Source organism: Noviherbaspirillum pedocola, assembly GCF_016632335.1.
Lineage (GTDB): Bacteria > Pseudomonadota > Gammaproteobacteria > Burkholderiales > Burkholderiaceae_D > Noviherbaspirillum_A > Noviherbaspirillum_A pedocola.
Genome location: NZ_JAEPBG010000002.1, coordinates 597,966 through 613,167 on the forward strand (window position 1 = coordinate 597,966; position 15,202 = coordinate 613,167).

Sequence of the window (15,202 nt, forward strand, 5' to 3'; positions counted from 1 at the left end):
GGGACGCTGCAAGGGAGATGGGGTGCATGCTGCCGCAAATGCGCCGCGACGTCATCCGGCATGCGCCGTGTCGGCAGCGACCTTCACGAGACCCTTGTGCAAACCGTGGCGGTTTTCGCTGCCGCGCAACTTTCCCGCGGCGGCCGGATCACAACTCCTCCCTCTGGCCTGGCGCGCCGCTGTGCCCGCTTCGCCGAGCAACGCTAGGAGATTCGTCATGGCAAGAATTTCGCAGTCCGTTGAAATCAAGGCCCCGGTGCATGTGGCCTACAACCAGTTGACCCAGTTCGAGGACTATCCGCGCTTCATGGAAGAGGTCGAGTCCGCGCGTCAGACCGACGACACCCATGTGCACTGGACCACCCGCGCCGGCGGCGCCTCGCACGACTGGGACTCGGAAATCGTCGAGCAGCAACCCGACCGTTGCATTGCCTGGCGCAACACGGGCGGGCCGGTGTCCACCGGCCGCATGGAAGTCGAGCAGACCGGCGCGGATGCCTCGCGCGTGACTTTCACCATTGAAGCCGCTGTGGACGGTGCCGCGCAGGGAGCCGAGCAGGCGCTGGCGCAACAGATCGGCAGCGATCTGCAGCGTTTGAAGCAGATGCTTGAATCCAGCGGCGGCGATATCCAGGGCAACAGCGCTGGCACCGGTGAAGCGACCGAGTACGGTACTGCGCGCGTCGAGGGGGGGAGTGCGAACCCGGGTGCCAGCGCCGAAGGCTATGGAGACAGTCGGCTGACCAATACGCAGGGCGGGAAGTAGTAAACGAACGGTTCGCTGCAATCCATCGTGATGCGGATTGCGGCGCATGCTGGCCGGGCAGTTTTTTGTGACGGCGTGGCTTGTGCGTAGAGGCATGGACTCGCCGGGTGTGCAGCGCCTTGGTGCGAGCGATGAGCCGCGTGGACTGGCGCCCACCCTACGAGTCGCTGCGAGTCCCGATGATCAAGCCGTGATAACGGCCCCGCGCATGCTTTGCCAGCGTCGGCCGGCAGGCGGCCACCGCTACGCTCACAGGTTGAGCGTGAACTCGGTGAAGGTCGGCTCCTGCGGGTTTTCCTGCTTCTGCTGCTGCTCTTCCTGTTCCTTCTCGGCGTTGTGCAGCAGCCAGTACAGGTTGCTGGCCGAATCGGCATGGGCAAGCGCTTCCTCTTCCCCGATCACGCCTTCGCGAATCATCTGCATGAGCGCCATCTCGAACGTCTGCGAGCCGGCCGACAGGCTCTTTTCAATCGCCTCACGCACCTGCGTGAGCTCGGCGGCTTCGATCAGCTCGGCGACGTGGCGGGTGTTGAGCATGACCTCCACCGCAGGACGGCGGCCGCCGTGGGTCGCCGGTATCAGCCGCTGCGACACGATGGCCCGCAGCGTCGCCGCCAGATCCGGGTACAGCGCCTGGCGGCTTTCAATCGGATAGAAGCTGATGATGCGGTTCAGCGCCTGGTAGGAATTGTTCGCATGCAGCGTCGCCACCACCAGGTGACCGGATTGCGCATACGACAGCGCAGCCGACATGGTGTCGCGGTCGCGGATCTCGCCGATCAGGATGCAGTCCGGCGCCTGGCGCAGCGCGTTCTTCAATGCGATGTTGAGGCTTTCGGCATCGGTGCCGATCTCGCGCTGGTTGATCACCGAGCGGCGCGCGGTGAACTGGTATTCGATCGGGTCTTCCAGCGTCAGGATGTGGCCGGTGCTCATCGCATTGCGATGGTCCAGCATGGCGGCGATCGTGGTCGACTTGCCCGAGCCGGTCGAGCCGACCACCAGCAGCAGCCCGCGCTTTTCCATGATCAGCGAAGACAGCACCGGCGGCAGATACAGATCGTCGATCGCGGGAATCTGGTCCGGCACATAACGGAACACCGCCGAGATCGTGCCGCGCTGGATGAAGGCGGACAACCGCATGCGGCCCACGCCGGCAACCGGGATGCCCATGTTCAGTTCGCGCTCGCGCCGCAGCTCATCGATGCGCTGCAGCGGCACCACTTCGCGCAGCAAGGCTTCGATGTTCTGCGCATCGAGCCGCTGCTGGTTCACCGGCACCAGCACGCCGCCGATCTTGATGTGTATCGGCGAATCGACGGTCAGGAACAGGTCGGATGCGGCCTTGTCCTTCATCAGGCGGAACAGGCGGTCCATGGGCATGGCAGGTCTCCGAAGGGAAGCGCAGGGTGGGCGCAGCCCGCGCGCAGCATCGCTCACGCGCGAGCCGCGTGGGCTGCGCCCACCCTACAAGGCGCGATCAGGCGTCGCGCAGCAGTTCGTTGATGCCGGTCTTTGCGCGGGTCTTGGCGTCGACGCGCTTGACGATCACGGCGCAGTACAGGCTGTACTTGCCATCGGCCGAGGGCAGGTTGCCGGACACCACCACCGAGCCGGCCGGGATGCGGCCATAGCTGACTTCGCCGGTGGCGCGGTCGTAGATCTTGGTCGACTGGCCGATGTACACGCCCATCGAGATCACCGAGTTCTCTTCGACGATCACGCCTTCGACGATCTCGGAGCGCGCGCCGATGAAGCAGTTGTCTTCGATGATGGTCGGGTTGGCCTGCATCGGCTCGAGCACGCCGCCGATGCCGACGCCGCCGGACAGATGCACATTCTTGCCGATCTGGGCGCAGGAACCGACGGTGGCCCAGGTGTCGACCATCGTGCCTTCATCGACATAGGCGCCGATGTTCACATACGACGGCATCAGGATCACGTTCCTGGCGATGAAGCTGCCGCGGCGGGCTACGGCCGGCGGCACGACGCGAAAGCCGCCTTTGGCGAAGTCGTCGGCGCTGTAGTTCGCGAACTTGGTCGGCACCTTGTCGTAGAACTGCATGCTGCCGGATTCCATGGGCACGTTGTCTTCCAGGCGGAAGGACAGCAGCACCGCCTTCTTGATCCACTGGTTCACATTCCATGCGCCGTTCTGCTTTTCGGCCACGCGCAGGGTGCCGGCGTCGAGCTCGGCCAGCACATGGGTCACCGCGTCGCGCACTTCGGCGGGAGCGGACTTCGAGGAAATGGCGGCGCGGTCTTCCCAGGCCTGGTCGATGATTTGCTGCAGTTGTTGGCTCATGATCTTCCGGTTAACAAGTTGAGATTTGCGTAGGGTGGCCGCAGCCCACGCGTCCGGCCGTTCAACGACAGGCCGCGTGGGCTGCGCCCACCCTGCGGGGATTTATTTCAGGTTTCTGGTGAATTCGACGATGCGGCGCGCCGCTTCCAGGCACTCCTCGGTTTGCGCGACCAGGGCCATGCGGATGCGACGCGCGCCGGGATTGATGCCCTGCGCTTGGCGCGCCAGGTAACTGCCGGGTAGCACGGTGACGCCGGTTTCGGCATACAGGCGCCTGGCGAATTCGGTGTCGTCGATGTCGGCCAGCCGGTCCACGCGCGCCCACAGGTAGAAGCCGGCATCCGGCAAGGCCACATCCAGCACTTCCTGCAGCAGCGGCGTGACCGCGTTGAACTTGGCGATGTACTGGGCGCGGTTTTCGATGACATGGGTTTCATCGTTCCAGGCCGCGATCGACGCCGCCTGCACCGTCGGACTCATCGCGCCGCCGTGATAGGTGCGGTACAGCAGGAAGCGCTCGATGATCTTCGCGTCGCCGGCGACGAAGCCGGAGCGCATGCCCGGTACGTTGGAGCGCTTGGACAGACTGGAGAACGCGATCAGGCGTGGAAACCCGTCGCGGCCGAGCCGGTGCGCGGCTTCCAGGCCGCCGAGCGGCGGCGTGTCACCGAAATAGATCTCGGAATAGCATTCATCGGCGGCAATCACGAAGCCATAGCGGTCGGACAGGTCGAACAGCTCCTTCCAGTCTTCCAGGGACAGCACCGCGCCGGTCGGATTGCCCGGCGAGCAGATGTACAGCAATTGCACCCGCGGCCAGGCGTCGGCCGGGATGCTCTTGAAATCCGGCGCGAAATTGCGCGCAGGATTGGAATTGGCAAAGACGGGCGTCGCGCCAGCCAGCAGCGCCGCGCCTTCGTAGATCTGGTAGAACGGGTTCGGGCACACCACCAGCGCATCGGCTTTCGGGTCGATCACGGCCTGCGCCAGCGCAAACAGCGCTTCGCGCGAACCGTTGACCGGCAGCACCTGCCGCGCGGGATCGACGGCCGGCAGATCGTAGCGGCGCATCAGCCAGTTGGCGATCGCGCTGCGCAGCGCGTCCGAGCCATTGGTGGCGGGATAGACGGCCAACCCGTCCAGGTTCTGCGCCAGCGCTTCCTTGATCAGGGCCGGCGTCGGATGCTTGGGTTCGCCGATGCCGAGGCTGATTGGCGGAAAAGCCGGGTTCGGCGTCACGCCCGCGAACAGCTGCTTCAGCTTGGCGAACGGATAGGGCTGGAGTTTGTCGAGGAGCGGATTCACGGTGGCGGCGGTGGAATGCGAAACGGAGGCGGCATTATAGCTTGCCTGCAGGTCCCGCCGTCGAGGATGTATCTATACGGCAATGCTGCGCCGGGGCGCGCCGGTCAGGATGGTATGATTGCCGCCTTTTCGCGCGGCATGTTTCGTTTTTCCGCGCGGGCTCTCCATCGTGTTCGTGTAACGGTTCCATCGTGCGTCTAACTTCGATCAAACTCTCCGGCTTCAAATCCTTCGTCGATCCTGCCAACTTCCAGGTGCCCGGCAGCCTGGTCGGCGTGGTTGGCCCGAACGGCTGCGGCAAGTCCAACATCATCGACGCGGTGCGCTGGGTGCTGGGCGAATCGAAAGCCTCGGAATTGCGCGGCGAATCGATGCAGGACGTGATCTTCAACGGCACCACCAATCGCAAGCCCGCCGGCCGGGCCTCGGTCGAGCTGGTGTTCGATAACGGTGATGGCAAGGCCGCCGGGCAGTGGAGCCAGTACGCCGAACTCGCCGTCAAGCGCACGCTCACGCGCGACGGCACCTCGAGCTATTACATCAACAACCAGCCGGTGCGCCGGCGCGATATTCAGGACATCTTCCTCGGCACCGGCCTTGGTCCGCGCGCCTACGCGATCATCGGACAGGGCATGATTTCCCGCATCATCGAAGCGCGGCCGGAAGACCTGCGCATCTTTCTCGAGGAAGCGGCCGGCGTATCGAAATACAAGGAACGGCGCCGCGAAACCGAAAACAGGCTGTCCGACACGCGCGAAAATCTGCAGCGCATCGACGATATCCTGCGCGAGCTGAACGCCAATCTGGAAAAGCTGCAGGCACAGGCCACCGTGGCACGGCAATACCATGCGCTGCATGCCGAGCAGGGCGAAAAGCAGAAGCTGCTCTGGCTGGTGCGCCGCAACGAAGCGCGCGCCGAGCAGCAGAAGCTGTTCCGCGATATCGAACTGGCCCAGGCCGAGATGGAAGAGCAGGCCGGCAAGCTGCAAGAACTCGAGCAGCAGCTCGAAGGCATGCGCCAGCAGCACTATGCCGCCGGCGACAAATTGCATGGGGCGCAGGGTCACCTGTATCAGACCAATTCCGAGATCGGCGGGCTGGAAGCGCAGATCCGCTTCGTCGCCGAAACCCGCAACCGGCTGCAGACGCAGCTGATCACCCTGCGCGCGCAGCGCGAAAACTGGCAGGGCCAGCACGACCGGGCGCAGGAAGACCTGGCCGAAGCGGAAATCGGCCTGGAAGAGATGGCCGCCAAGGTGGGGGAGGCCGAGGAAGCGGCGCAGCGCCAGCAGGAATTGCTGCCAGGGCTCGAGAGCGCCTGGCGCGACGCGCAGACGCAGAGCGCCGAATCGAAGAGCCGCATCATGGCCGCGCGTCAGGGCATCGAACTCGAAGCGGCGCACCAGCGCAATGCATCGAACCAGCTTTCGAATCTGGCCGCGCGGCGCGAGCGGCTGAGTCAGGAAAAGAGCGGCCTGCAGGCGCCGGATGCGCAGGAGCTGGAAGAGGCGCGCTTGCAGCTCGAGGAAATCAATGCCGAGCTGGACGAGGCGCGCCAGCGTGCCGACGAAGCGCAGGAACGCCAGCCGCAGCTGGAAGCGGCGCAGCGCGAGAAGCAGGCGAAGGTGCAGTCCGAGGCGGCCGAAGCGGCGCGGCTGGAAGCGCGCCTGGGCGCACTGAAGCAATTGCAGGAGCGGGTGCAGGCGCAAGGCAAGGTCGCGCCCTGGTTGAAGAAGCATGGGCTGGATGGCTTGCCGCGGCTGTGGCAACGGCTTGATATCGAAGACGGCTGGGAAACCGCGTTCGAAGCGCTGCTGCGCGAACGCGCAAGCGCGCTCGAAGTGTCGAACATCGAATTGGCGCGCGGCTTTCTGGCCGATGCGCCACCGGGCAAGATGGCGCTCTACAGCCCTTCGGCTGCAGCAGGAACGGCGCTCGCGCCAGCGGCACCAGCCGGGTTGACGCCTGCAATTTCGCTGCTGCACGGCGGCGACGCCGGTCTGCGCGCGCTGATGACCGACTGGCTGGCCCATGCCTATCTCGCCGAGGATGTCGATGCCGCATTGGCGCAGCGCGCGGCCTTGCCGGTTGGGGGAGTCTTCCTGACCCGCGCCGGCCACATCGTCAGCGCGCACAGCGTGTCCTTCCATGCCGCCGATTCCGAACAGGATGGCATGCTTGCGCGTCAGCACGAGATCGACAGCATCGTCCGGCAGCTGAAAGCGCAGGCGATGCTGGCCGAAGAAGCGCGCGCCGCGGCGGTGGCCGCGGATGCGGCGCGCGGCGAGGGCGCGCGCGCGCTGCAGGAATGGCGGCAAAAGGTGCAGACGCTGACGCAAAAGGCGCATGCGCTGCAGATCGAAACCATGAAGGCTGCCGAGCTGCAGGAGCGCTTCCGGCAGCGCAGCGAACGCATCGCCGACGACCTGGCGGAAATCGCCGAGCAGGAAGCCGAGCAGAGCGCGATCAAGGCCGAGTCCGAAGCGCGGCTGGAAGAACTGGATCTGGAACTGGCCGAGCTGCAGGAGCGCGACGAAGACAGCCGCACCGGCCTGGAAACCGCTGAAGGCCGCTTGAATGATGCCCGCCAGCGGCTGCGCGAACTCGAGCGCGCGGCACAGGCGGCCGGCTTCGCCGAGCGTGCCGAGCGCAGTCGTATCGAAGAATTGCGGCGCGGCATCGCCACCGCGTCCGAGCAGCTGACGCAGCTTGCCGAAGCGATGCGCCAGGGCGAAAGCGAGCTGTCAGGGCTGGACGACGATGCCGCGCGAGAAGGCATGCAGGCGCTGCTGGACAGGCGCAGCGAGCAGGAACATCTGCTTGCCGACGCGCGCCATGAACTCGACGCGCTGACGCAGAAGCTGCGCCATCTCGAGGAAGCGCGCATGCGCATCGAGCGCGGCCTGCAGCCGCAGCGCGAGCGCATCACGGAACTGCAATTGAAGGAACAGGCGGCGCGGCTGGCGCAGGAGCAGTTTGCGCAGCAGCTGCTCGAAGCTGAAGCCGACGAGGCGGCCTTGTCGGAAAAGCTGGTCAACGAACCGAAGCCGTCCTGGCTGCAGGGCGAGGTAACGCGATTGACGAATGCGATCACCGCCCTCGGCCCGGTCAACCTCGCGGCGCTGGAAGAGCTGGAGCAGGCCACCGAGCGCAAGACCTTCCTTGATGCGCAGGTGGCGGATTTGTCCGAGGCGATTGCCACGCTGGAAGATGCGATCCACAAGATCGACCGCGAAACCCGCGAACTGCTGCAGGACACTTTCGACAAGGTCAACCATCACTTCGGCCTGCTGTTCCCGGCACTGTTCGGCGGCGGCAATGCGCGCCTGAACATGACCGGCGACGAGATCCTGGATGCGGGCGTGCAGGTGATGGCGCAGCCGCCGGGCAAGAAGAACGCGACCATCCACCTGCTCTCAGGCGGCGAAAAGGCGCTGACCGCGACTGCCCTGGTATTCGCGATGTTCCAGCTCAATCCGGCGCCGTTCTGCCTGCTCGACGAAGTCGACGCGCCGCTGGACGATGCGAACACCGAGCGCTTCTGCAACATGGTCAAGCGCATGTCGGCGCAGACCCAGTTCCTGTTCATCTCGCACAACCGCATTGCCATGGAGATGGCCGAGCAGTTGATCGGCGTGACGATGCAGGAGCAGGGCGTATCGCGCATCGTGGCGGTCGACCTGAAATCGGCCGCCAGTTTCGCGGATGAAGCCCGCGCCGCCTGAGCCCGATTGAGCCCGATCGGCCTGGTTTATGCGTTGCCGATGCGCTGCGACCTGGCCAGCGCCGCCTGCTTCTGATAGTAGGCGGCATTCTGTTGCGCTTCGCGGGCGCGGGACTGCTCGACATCGGCGCAGATCAGGTAGTGCGCCTCGGCGCGGCTCCACCACCATTTGCGCACCATGCTGACCACGGGATGAATCGTGAGCATCGTCAAGTCGTGCAGCTTGAAGGTTTTGGCATCAGACATGATCAACTCCCTTACCGTGCGGGAAAATTTCCCGGTCGCTCGTATGGACTTCTACGTATGACTGTTTTTTGCAGCGCCGGCATGCCGACGCTGCAAAAAACATTTTATGGTCAAAATGGCAAATAGTGTTGATGTTCGTCAACCTTGCGCACGCTCGGTGCGAAGGCTTGTCAAGCGCTTTAGCCAGACTGGCGACGAACGGTGGGGGCGGGTGTCTCGGCTTGACAACTTTACATGCGAGCACTTACGCTACCGCGGTTGACGATACGCCGCCCGGCGCGGCGCCTCTGGCCAGGAAAGCAGGTCCAATAACATCACGCAGCCCGTCAACTATCTGGAATCTACGATGACCCGAACCGTATCCCCCATCAGGGACGCACACCGCTACTGCCCGGCGCAAGCGGCGCTGGCCGCTGCCATCTCCTTCGGGGCGCATGCATGACTGATTTACAAGCCAGCCTGATCGCCATCGGCGGCGCAATCGTCGTCGGGGTGTTTTCCTATAACAAGTGGCAGGAATACAAGACGCGCAAGACGGTCGAACGCGCATTTTCGGACGACCAGCACGATGTGCTGATGCAGCCGGAACGGCCGAGCGGCGCGCGCATCGAGCCAGGCTTCGGCGAGGCGCTTGGTGCCCGCGCATCGGCCACGGCCACGGATGACGCGGACTTGGCTCCCGCGGCTGGCGCAGCGTTCACGGATACGCCGCATATGGAACACGTGCAGACTGCACCGGCCGCGCCGGCCACACCAGCGCGCGCCGAGGATAGCCATCCATCGCATCACCATTACCCGGATCTGCCTGTCGACCAGCTCATCGATTGCGCCATCCCGCTGCAGCTCGAGACGCCAATGCGCGGCGACCGCGTCCTGCCGGTGATTCAGCGCCTGCGCCACGTCGGCAACAAGCCGGTGCATTTCATCGGCCTGGCCGACGATGGCCGCTGGGAATCGGTAGCGCATGGCCGGCTGTACTCGATGCTGCAGGCCGGCGTGCAACTGGCCAACCGCGTTACCGCGCTCAATGAAATCGAATACTCGGAATTCGTCGCGCGGCTGCGCCAGGTCGCCGATGAACTCAATGCCGAATGTGATGTGCCGGACATGGGGCGCGTGGTGGCAATTGCGCGTGGCCTGCATCAATTCGTCAATGAATACGGTGCGCAGCTGTCGGTCAGCGTGCAGTCGAACCGCGCGCCGTGGCAGATTGGCACCCTGCTGGCCGCACTGGAACGCCAGGGTTTCGATCTGCGCCCGGATGGCCGGTTGGTCATGCCCGATGGCGACGGTGGCGTGCTGTTTTCGATCAGCACCAATGTCAACCAGGCGTCGGAAACCACCACCTCGCGCCTGACGCTGCTGTTGGACGTGGCGCTGGTGGCGGCGGCGCGCGATGGTTACGGCGCGATGATCGCCTGCGCCAAATCGCTTGCGGCGCGGCTGGACGGCACTGTGGTCGATGATTCCAATCAACCCCTGTCCGAAGCCACCCTGGCCGAGATTGCGACCCAGGTGCAGGCGTTTTACGCCGACATGGAAAGTTCGGAAATCCCGGCAGGTTCGACGCGGGCGCAACGCCTGTTTGCCTGATCGGCTCTCAGGCCCAATTCTTCCGACGCATGCCTCCCCAAGACACTGAACGTCCTTCCGACGAAGCGGCGCGCATCCGCGCCCTGCGCGCCGAACTCGCCCGGCACAACTACGCCTATTACGTGCTCGACAATCCGACGGTGCCCGATGCGGAATATGACCGGCTGTTCCGCGAACTGCAGGCGCTGGAAGCCGCGAACCCGGAACTGATCACGCCGGATTCGCCGACCCAGCGCGTAGGCGGCGCCGCGGCGGCCGGCTTCGAGCCGGTGCGGCATGCGGTGCCGATGCTGTCCATCAACAACGGCTTTGCCGATGAAGACATCGCCAACTTTGATCGGCGAGTGCGCGACGGCCTGGGCATCGATGAGGACGCGGAGCCGGTCGAATACAACTGCGAGCTGAAATTCGACGGCCTGGCGATCAACCTGCGCTATGAAGATGGTGTTTTGACCTGTGCCGCCACCCGCGGCGACGGCGCCACCGGCGAGAACGTCACCGCCAACATCCGCACCGTGCGCGCGATTCCGCTGCGGCTGCGTTGCGACAAGGCGCCGCGCATCCTCGACATCCGCGGCGAAGTGTTGATGTTCAAGGCCGATTTCAACAAGCTCAACGCGCGCCAGCGCGAGCTCGGCCAGAAGGAATTCGCCAACCCGCGCAATGCCGCCGCCGGCAGCCTGCGTCAGCTCGATCCGCGCATCACCGCCGGCCGTTCGCTGCGCTTCTTCGCCTACGGCATCGGCCAGCTCGACGGCGCGCCGCTGCCCGAATCGCATTCAGCGCTCCTGGATTGGTACCGCGACATCGGTGTGCCGGTTGCGGCCGAGCGCGCCGTGGTGCGCGGCGCGGATGGCTTGCTGGGCTTCTTTCGCGGTATCGGCGAAAAGCGCGCGCAATTGCCGTATGAAATCGATGGCGTGGTCTACAAGGTCAATCGCATCGACCAGCAGGCGCGGCTGGGTTTCGTGTCGCGCGCGCCGCGCTTTGCGCTGGCGCACAAGTTTCCGGCTGAGGAAGCCCTGACGGAGGTATTGGACATCGGCGTGCAGGTCGGCCGCACCGGCGCAATCACGCCGGTAGCGCGGCTGGCGCCGGTGTCGGTCGGTGGCGTCACGGTCACGAATGCCACGCTGCACAACGAAGACGAAGTGCGGCGCAAGGATATCCAGATCGGCGACACCGTCATCGTGCGCCGTGCAGGCGACGTGATTCCCGAAGTCGTGGCCCATGTGCCCGAGCGGCGCGGACCAAATGCGCGGCCCTTCGTCATGCCGACGCTGTGCCCGGTGTGCGGCTCGCCCATCGTGCGGCCCGAAGAGGAAGCGGTGGCGCGCTGTTCCGGCGGCTGGGTCAAGTGCCCGGCACAGAGGAAGGGCGGCCTGCTGCATTTCGTGTCGCGCCGCGCCATGGACATTGAAGGTCTCGGCGATCAACTGGTGGAGCAACTGGTGGACCGCGGCATCGTGCATACCGCCGCCGATCTCTACCGTCTCGGCGTCACCGCATTGGTGGAACTTGAGCGCATGGCGGAGAAATCCGCAAACAACGTGGTCAAAGCGATAGACAAGTCCCGATCCACCACGCTGGCGCGCTTCATCTACGCACTCGGCATCCGCCATGTCGGCGAATCCACGGCGCGCGAGCTGGCCAGCCACTTCGGCAGCATGGATGCGCTGATGGCGGCCGACGAAGCCCGCTTGCTGGAAGTGGCCGACATCGGCCCGGTGGTGGCGCGCTCGGTGCTGCAATTCTTCGCCGACGCCATGAACCGCGAGCTGGTGGCCCAACTGCGCGCCAACGGCGTGCACTGGGAAGAAACCGCGGGCGCGGCGCGGGCCGAGCCGGGCGCGTTCGCGGGCAAGGTCTTCGTGCTGACCGGCACGCTGCCCACGCTCACGCGCGAAGACGCTTCCGAGCGCATCCTCGCCGTCGGCGGCAAGGTCAGCGCCTCGGTGTCGAAGAAGACGAATTACGTCGTTGCAGGCAGTGATGCCGGCAGCAAACTGGCCAAGGCCGAAACACTGGGCGTGGCCGTGATCGACGAGGCCGAACTGCTGCGCATGCTGAGCGACGCCAACCCGGACAACCAGGAGCAGTCATGAGAAAGATCACCAAGGCAGTTTTCCCCGTCGCCGGGCTCGGCAGCCGCTTCCTGCCGGCGACCAAGGCCGCGCCCAAGGAAATGCTGCCCATCGTCGACAAGCCGCTGATTCAGTACGCGGTGGAAGAAGCGGTGGCTGCTGGCATTACCGAGATGGTGTTCATCACTGGCCGCAACAAGCGCGCCATCGAGGACCACTTCGACAAGGCCTACGAACTCGAAGCCGAACTCGAAGCCGCGGGCAAGACGAAGCTGCTGGAAATCACGCGCAAGGTGATTCCGTCGCATGTGAACTGCATCTTCATCCGCCAGTCCGAGCCGCTCGGCCTGGGCCACGCGGTGCTGTGCGCCAAGCCGGTGGTTGGCAACGATCCGTTCGCGGTGCTGCTGGCCGACGACTTCATGGATGCGCCCGCAGGCGAGAAGCCGGTGATGGCGCAGATGGTCGATGTGTTCGAGCGCGAAGGCTTGTCCATCCTCGCGGTGCAGGATGTGCCAAAGTCGGAAACCGGGTCCTACGGCATCGTCAGCGCCACCGAGTACCAGCCGGGCATCGAGCGGGTGAATGCCATCGTGGAAAAGCCCGCGCCGGAACAGGCGCCTTCGACGCTGGCCGTGGTCGGCCGTTATGTGCTGACCAACCGCATCTTTGAATGCCTGGAGAAGATAGGCAAGGGCGCCGGCGGCGAAATCCAGCTCACCGACGGCATCGCCGCGCTGATGCAGCGCGAAGCCGTGCTGGCCTACCGCTATGCCGGCACCCGCTACGACTGCGGCTCCAAGCTCGGCTACCTGAAGGCGACGCTGGAGATGGGCCTGAAACATCCCGAGACTGGCGCAGGTCTTGCCGCCTACCTGGAGGCGAGGAAGTGAGCGTTCGCGACATCCTGAAGATGGGCGACGCGCGCCTGCTGCGCGCGGCCGAGCCGGTCACCGTGTTCGATACGCCCGAGCTGCATGCATTGATCGCCGACATGTTCGACACCATGCACGCGGCCAATGGCGCTGGCCTGGCCGCGCCGCAGATCGGCGTGAACCTGCAACTGGTGATCTTCGGCTTTCGCCAGAACCCGCGCTATCCGGAGGCCGCGCCGGTGCCGGAGACGGTGCTGATCAATCCGGTACTCACGCCCATGTCGCAGGAAACCGAGGAAGACTGGGAAGGCTGCCTGTCGGTGCCGGGCCTGCGCGGCATGGTGCCGCGCTACCACCGGCTGCGCTATGAAGGCTTCGACCAGTACGGCCAGCGCATCGAGCGGGATGTCGACGGCTTCCATGCGCGCGTGGTGCAGCATGAATGCGACCACCTGGCCGGCATCCTGTATCCGATGCGCATACGCGACTTCACGCGCTTCGGTTTCACCGAGGTGCTGTTTCCGGGGTTGGATGCGTCGGACGACGATTAAGGCATCGCGAGTCGCGAGGCGAAGTACCGTCAGGCCGAAGCGGTGTCCCGCGATGATGTCCGCGCCTATGGCCCGTCACCTCAGGCGCGATCTCTACGCTTCAACAGCGCCAGCACCACCGCAATCAATTCACCTGGCTCGACTGGCTTGGTCAAATGCGCATCGAAGCCGGCCATCAGCGCCCGTTCGCGGTCGCGGCCGCGGGCAAAGGCGGTAACCGAAGCCGCAGGAATATCGCCCTGCGGACGGGGCAATTCGCGCACCCGCGCGATCAAGCCATAACCATCCTGGCCCGGCATGCCGATGTCGGACAACAGCACATCGAAGCGGTCGGCAGCAGTCAGCAATGCCAGCGCTTCGTCGGCATTGCGGGCGGTGTCCACCTGCGCGCCATACGCGCTGAGCACGCGAGACATGATCGCGGCAGTATCGGGATCATCATCCACGGCAAGCACGCGGATGCCGCGCAGTTCATGGTGACGGGCCTGCGCCTCGGCGCGGCGCTCGAAGCCGGCCACATCCTGCTCGCGCATCACCGCCACCGGTAGCAGCACGGTGAAGCTGGCACCCTGGCCGGGCCCGGCGCTCGTCGCCGCCACCGTGCCGCCATGGATTTCGACCAGGCTCTTGACTACCGACAGCCCGATGCCGAGCCCGCCGTGGCGCCGCGTCGGGCCGGATTCGCCTTGCCAGAAACGGTCGAACACATGCGGCAGCATCCCGGCGGCGATGCCCTCGCCATTGTCCTGCACGCTGATGCGCACCGATGAGCCGTGCCGGTCCAGGCCGAGCTGTACCAAGCCGCCTTGCGGCGTGAACTTGATTGCATTCGTCAGCAGGTTCAGCACCACCTGTTCCAGCCGCGGCGCATCGCCGCGCACTGGCGGCGGCGCGGGATCGAGCACCGAGGTCAGCGAGATGGTCTTGGCCGCCGCCAGCGGCCGCGCCGCGTCCAGCGCCGAGCGCAGCGACGAGAGCAGGTCGATCGGCCCCAGGTCGACGCGCAAGGTGCCTGAGACGATGCGCGACACATCGAGGATGTCATCGATCAGCTTGGCCTGCGCGCGGGCGCTGCGCTCGATGACGGCGAAGGCTTCCTTCTCCTGCTGGCGCGTGAGGCGGCCCATCTGCAACAGGTGCGCCCAGCCGAGGATGGCCGATAAGGGCGTGCGCAATTCATGCGATACCGTCGCCAGGAATTCATCCTTCAGATGACTGGCGCGCACCGCTTCGTTGCGCGCATGGCGTTCGCGTTCGAGCAGTTCAGCAACGTGCCGCGCGCTTTGCAGCGATTGAGACCGTGCCGCGGCCAGTGAAACCGCGTCGCGCACGGCCAGCGGCAGGCGCGCAAACTCGGCGCGCCGCTTGACCCGGTAATCAGCCAGGCCGGCCTTCATGGCTTCGGCGCAGACTTCCTCGCTGCCGCTATCAGTGAACATGATCACGGGCTGGTCGGGATGCGCATCCTGCAGGCGCCGCAGCAGCGTAAGCCCATCGCTCCAGCCGAGGCGGTAGTCGGTAATCACGCAATCATATTCTTCGGAGAGCCGCGCTTCGAAGTCGCGCAGCGTGGCGACCTCGGCAATACGCGCTCCCGGCAGCGCTTGCATCAGTGCGCGGCGCGCGAGTGCGCGGTCGTCGGCATTGTCATCTATGAGCAGGATATCGATACATGTCTCCTTTGCTGTTGTCGCTGGCGCGTGGGCTCTGCGCCGGACACGCCGATGCTGCGATACACGAAGAAGCAGCGTAG

Annotated in this window: 12 protein-coding genes; 6 read left to right on the plus strand and 6 right to left on the minus strand. The window is 65.2% G+C overall.

The genetic code is table 11. The features are described 5' to 3' along the window. Nucleotides 1-51: 51 nt before the first annotated feature. Complete coding sequence (locus JJB74_RS07895; protein ID WP_200591263.1) at nt 52-219, minus strand: hypothetical protein; 168 nt, start codon at nt 217-219, stop codon at nt 52-54. On the opposite strand from JJB74_RS07895, the gene JJB74_RS07900 reads away from it, so the two are divergent. After that, entirely contained in the window at nt 218-766 is a 549-nt protein-coding gene (locus JJB74_RS07900) for an SRPBCC family protein (protein WP_200591264.1), read from the plus strand. The genes JJB74_RS07895 and JJB74_RS07900 overlap by 2 nt on opposite strands. Before the next feature lie 249 nt (nt 767-1,015). Here JJB74_RS07900 and JJB74_RS07905 read toward each other — a convergent pair whose 3' ends face one another. The 3 genes from JJB74_RS07905 to dapC all read right to left on the minus strand — a co-directional run bounded on the left by JJB74_RS07905 (nt 1,016) and on the right by dapC (nt 4,376). Further along, complete coding sequence (locus JJB74_RS07905; RefSeq protein ID WP_200591265.1) at nt 1,016-2,149, minus strand: PilT/PilU family type 4a pilus ATPase; 1,134 nt, start codon at nt 2,147-2,149, stop codon at nt 1,016-1,018. A gap of 97 nt (nt 2,150-2,246) precedes the next feature. Continuing rightward, nucleotides 2,247-3,071, minus strand: a complete 825-nt coding sequence (dapD, locus tag JJB74_RS07910) for a 2,3,4,5-tetrahydropyridine-2,6-dicarboxylate N-succinyltransferase (protein ID WP_200591266.1) — start codon at nt 3,069-3,071, stop codon at nt 2,247-2,249. Nucleotides 3,072-3,173: 102 nt separating this feature from the next. Then, complete coding sequence (gene dapC / locus JJB74_RS07915) at nt 3,174-4,376, minus strand: succinyldiaminopimelate transaminase (RefSeq protein WP_200591267.1); 1,203 nt, start codon at nt 4,374-4,376, stop codon at nt 3,174-3,176. A 191-nt stretch (nt 4,377-4,567) separates the two neighbouring features. On the opposite strand from dapC, the gene smc reads away from it, so the two are divergent. Next, the gene (gene smc / locus JJB74_RS07920; RefSeq protein WP_200591268.1) at nt 4,568-8,101 is read left to right on the plus strand and encodes a chromosome segregation protein SMC; all 3,534 of its coding nucleotides are present in this window, start codon (nt 4,568-4,570) and stop codon (nt 8,099-8,101) included. Between the two features lie 26 nt (nt 8,102-8,127). On the opposite strand, the gene JJB74_RS07925 is transcribed toward smc, so the two are convergent. Beyond that, nucleotides 8,128-8,346, minus strand: coding sequence for a hypothetical protein (locus JJB74_RS07925; protein WP_200591269.1), 219 nt, complete (start codon nt 8,344-8,346; stop codon nt 8,128-8,130). A gap of 438 nt (nt 8,347-8,784) precedes the next feature. Here JJB74_RS07925 and JJB74_RS07930 point away from each other — a divergent pair, with 438 nt between their 5' ends. The 4 genes from JJB74_RS07930 to def are packed head-to-tail and all read left to right on the plus strand — an operon-like array spanning nt 8,785 to nt 13,449. After that, the gene (locus JJB74_RS07930) at nt 8,785-9,939 is read left to right on the plus strand and encodes a cell division protein ZipA C-terminal FtsZ-binding domain-containing protein (protein WP_200591270.1); all 1,155 of its coding nucleotides are present in this window, start codon (nt 8,785-8,787) and stop codon (nt 9,937-9,939) included. A 29-nt stretch (nt 9,940-9,968) separates the two neighbouring features. Next, nucleotides 9,969-12,044 carry an NAD-dependent DNA ligase LigA gene (ligA, locus tag JJB74_RS07935; protein ID WP_200591271.1) on the plus strand — a complete coding sequence of 692 codons (2,076 nt, stop codon included), beginning with the start codon at nt 9,969-9,971 and terminating at the stop codon, nt 12,042-12,044. After that, nucleotides 12,041-12,916 (plus strand): UTP--glucose-1-phosphate uridylyltransferase GalU, encoded by an 876-nt coding sequence (galU, locus tag JJB74_RS07940; protein ID WP_200591272.1) that lies wholly within the window; start codon nt 12,041-12,043, stop codon nt 12,914-12,916. Before ligA ends, galU begins: the two co-directional genes overlap by 4 nt. Continuing rightward, nucleotides 12,913-13,449 carry a peptide deformylase gene (gene def / locus JJB74_RS07945; RefSeq protein ID WP_200591273.1) on the plus strand — a complete coding sequence of 179 codons (537 nt, stop codon included), beginning with the start codon at nt 12,913-12,915 and terminating at the stop codon, nt 13,447-13,449. The genes galU and def overlap by 4 nt, the downstream gene beginning before the upstream one ends. An 80-nt stretch (nt 13,450-13,529) precedes the next feature. Here the strand turns inward: def and JJB74_RS07950 are convergent, their stop codons facing one another. Continuing rightward, a complete protein-coding gene (locus tag JJB74_RS07950) occupies nt 13,530-15,197 on the minus strand; it encodes an ATP-binding response regulator (RefSeq protein WP_407672295.1) in 1,668 nt (555 codons plus the stop codon). Nucleotides 15,198-15,202: the final 5 nt, after the last annotated feature.

Bases quoted from the DNA above. Each gene is read 5' to 3' on its own strand.
- JJB74_RS07900 (WP_200591264.1), top strand. From the start codon at position 218: ATGGCAAGAATTTCGCAGTCCGTTGAAATCAAGGCCCCGGTGCATGTG.
- JJB74_RS07895 (WP_200591263.1), bottom strand. From the start codon at position 219: ATGACGAATCTCCTAGCGTTGCTCGGCGAAGCGGGCACAGCGGCGCGC.
- JJB74_RS07905 (WP_200591265.1), bottom strand. From the start codon at position 2,149: ATGCCCATGGACCGCCTGTTCCGCCTGATGAAGGACAAGGCCGCATCC.
- dapD (WP_200591266.1), bottom strand. From the start codon at position 3,071: ATGAGCCAACAACTGCAGCAAATCATCGACCAGGCCTGGGAAGACCGC.
- JJB74_RS07925 (WP_200591269.1), bottom strand. From the start codon at position 8,346: ATGTCTGATGCCAAAACCTTCAAGCTGCACGACTTGACGATGCTCACG.
- JJB74_RS07930 (WP_200591270.1), top strand. From the start codon at position 8,785: ATGACTGATTTACAAGCCAGCCTGATCGCCATCGGCGGCGCAATCGTC.
- ligA (WP_200591271.1), top strand. From the start codon at position 9,969: ATGCCTCCCCAAGACACTGAACGTCCTTCCGACGAAGCGGCGCGCATC.
- galU (WP_200591272.1), top strand. From the start codon at position 12,041: ATGAGAAAGATCACCAAGGCAGTTTTCCCCGTCGCCGGGCTCGGCAGC.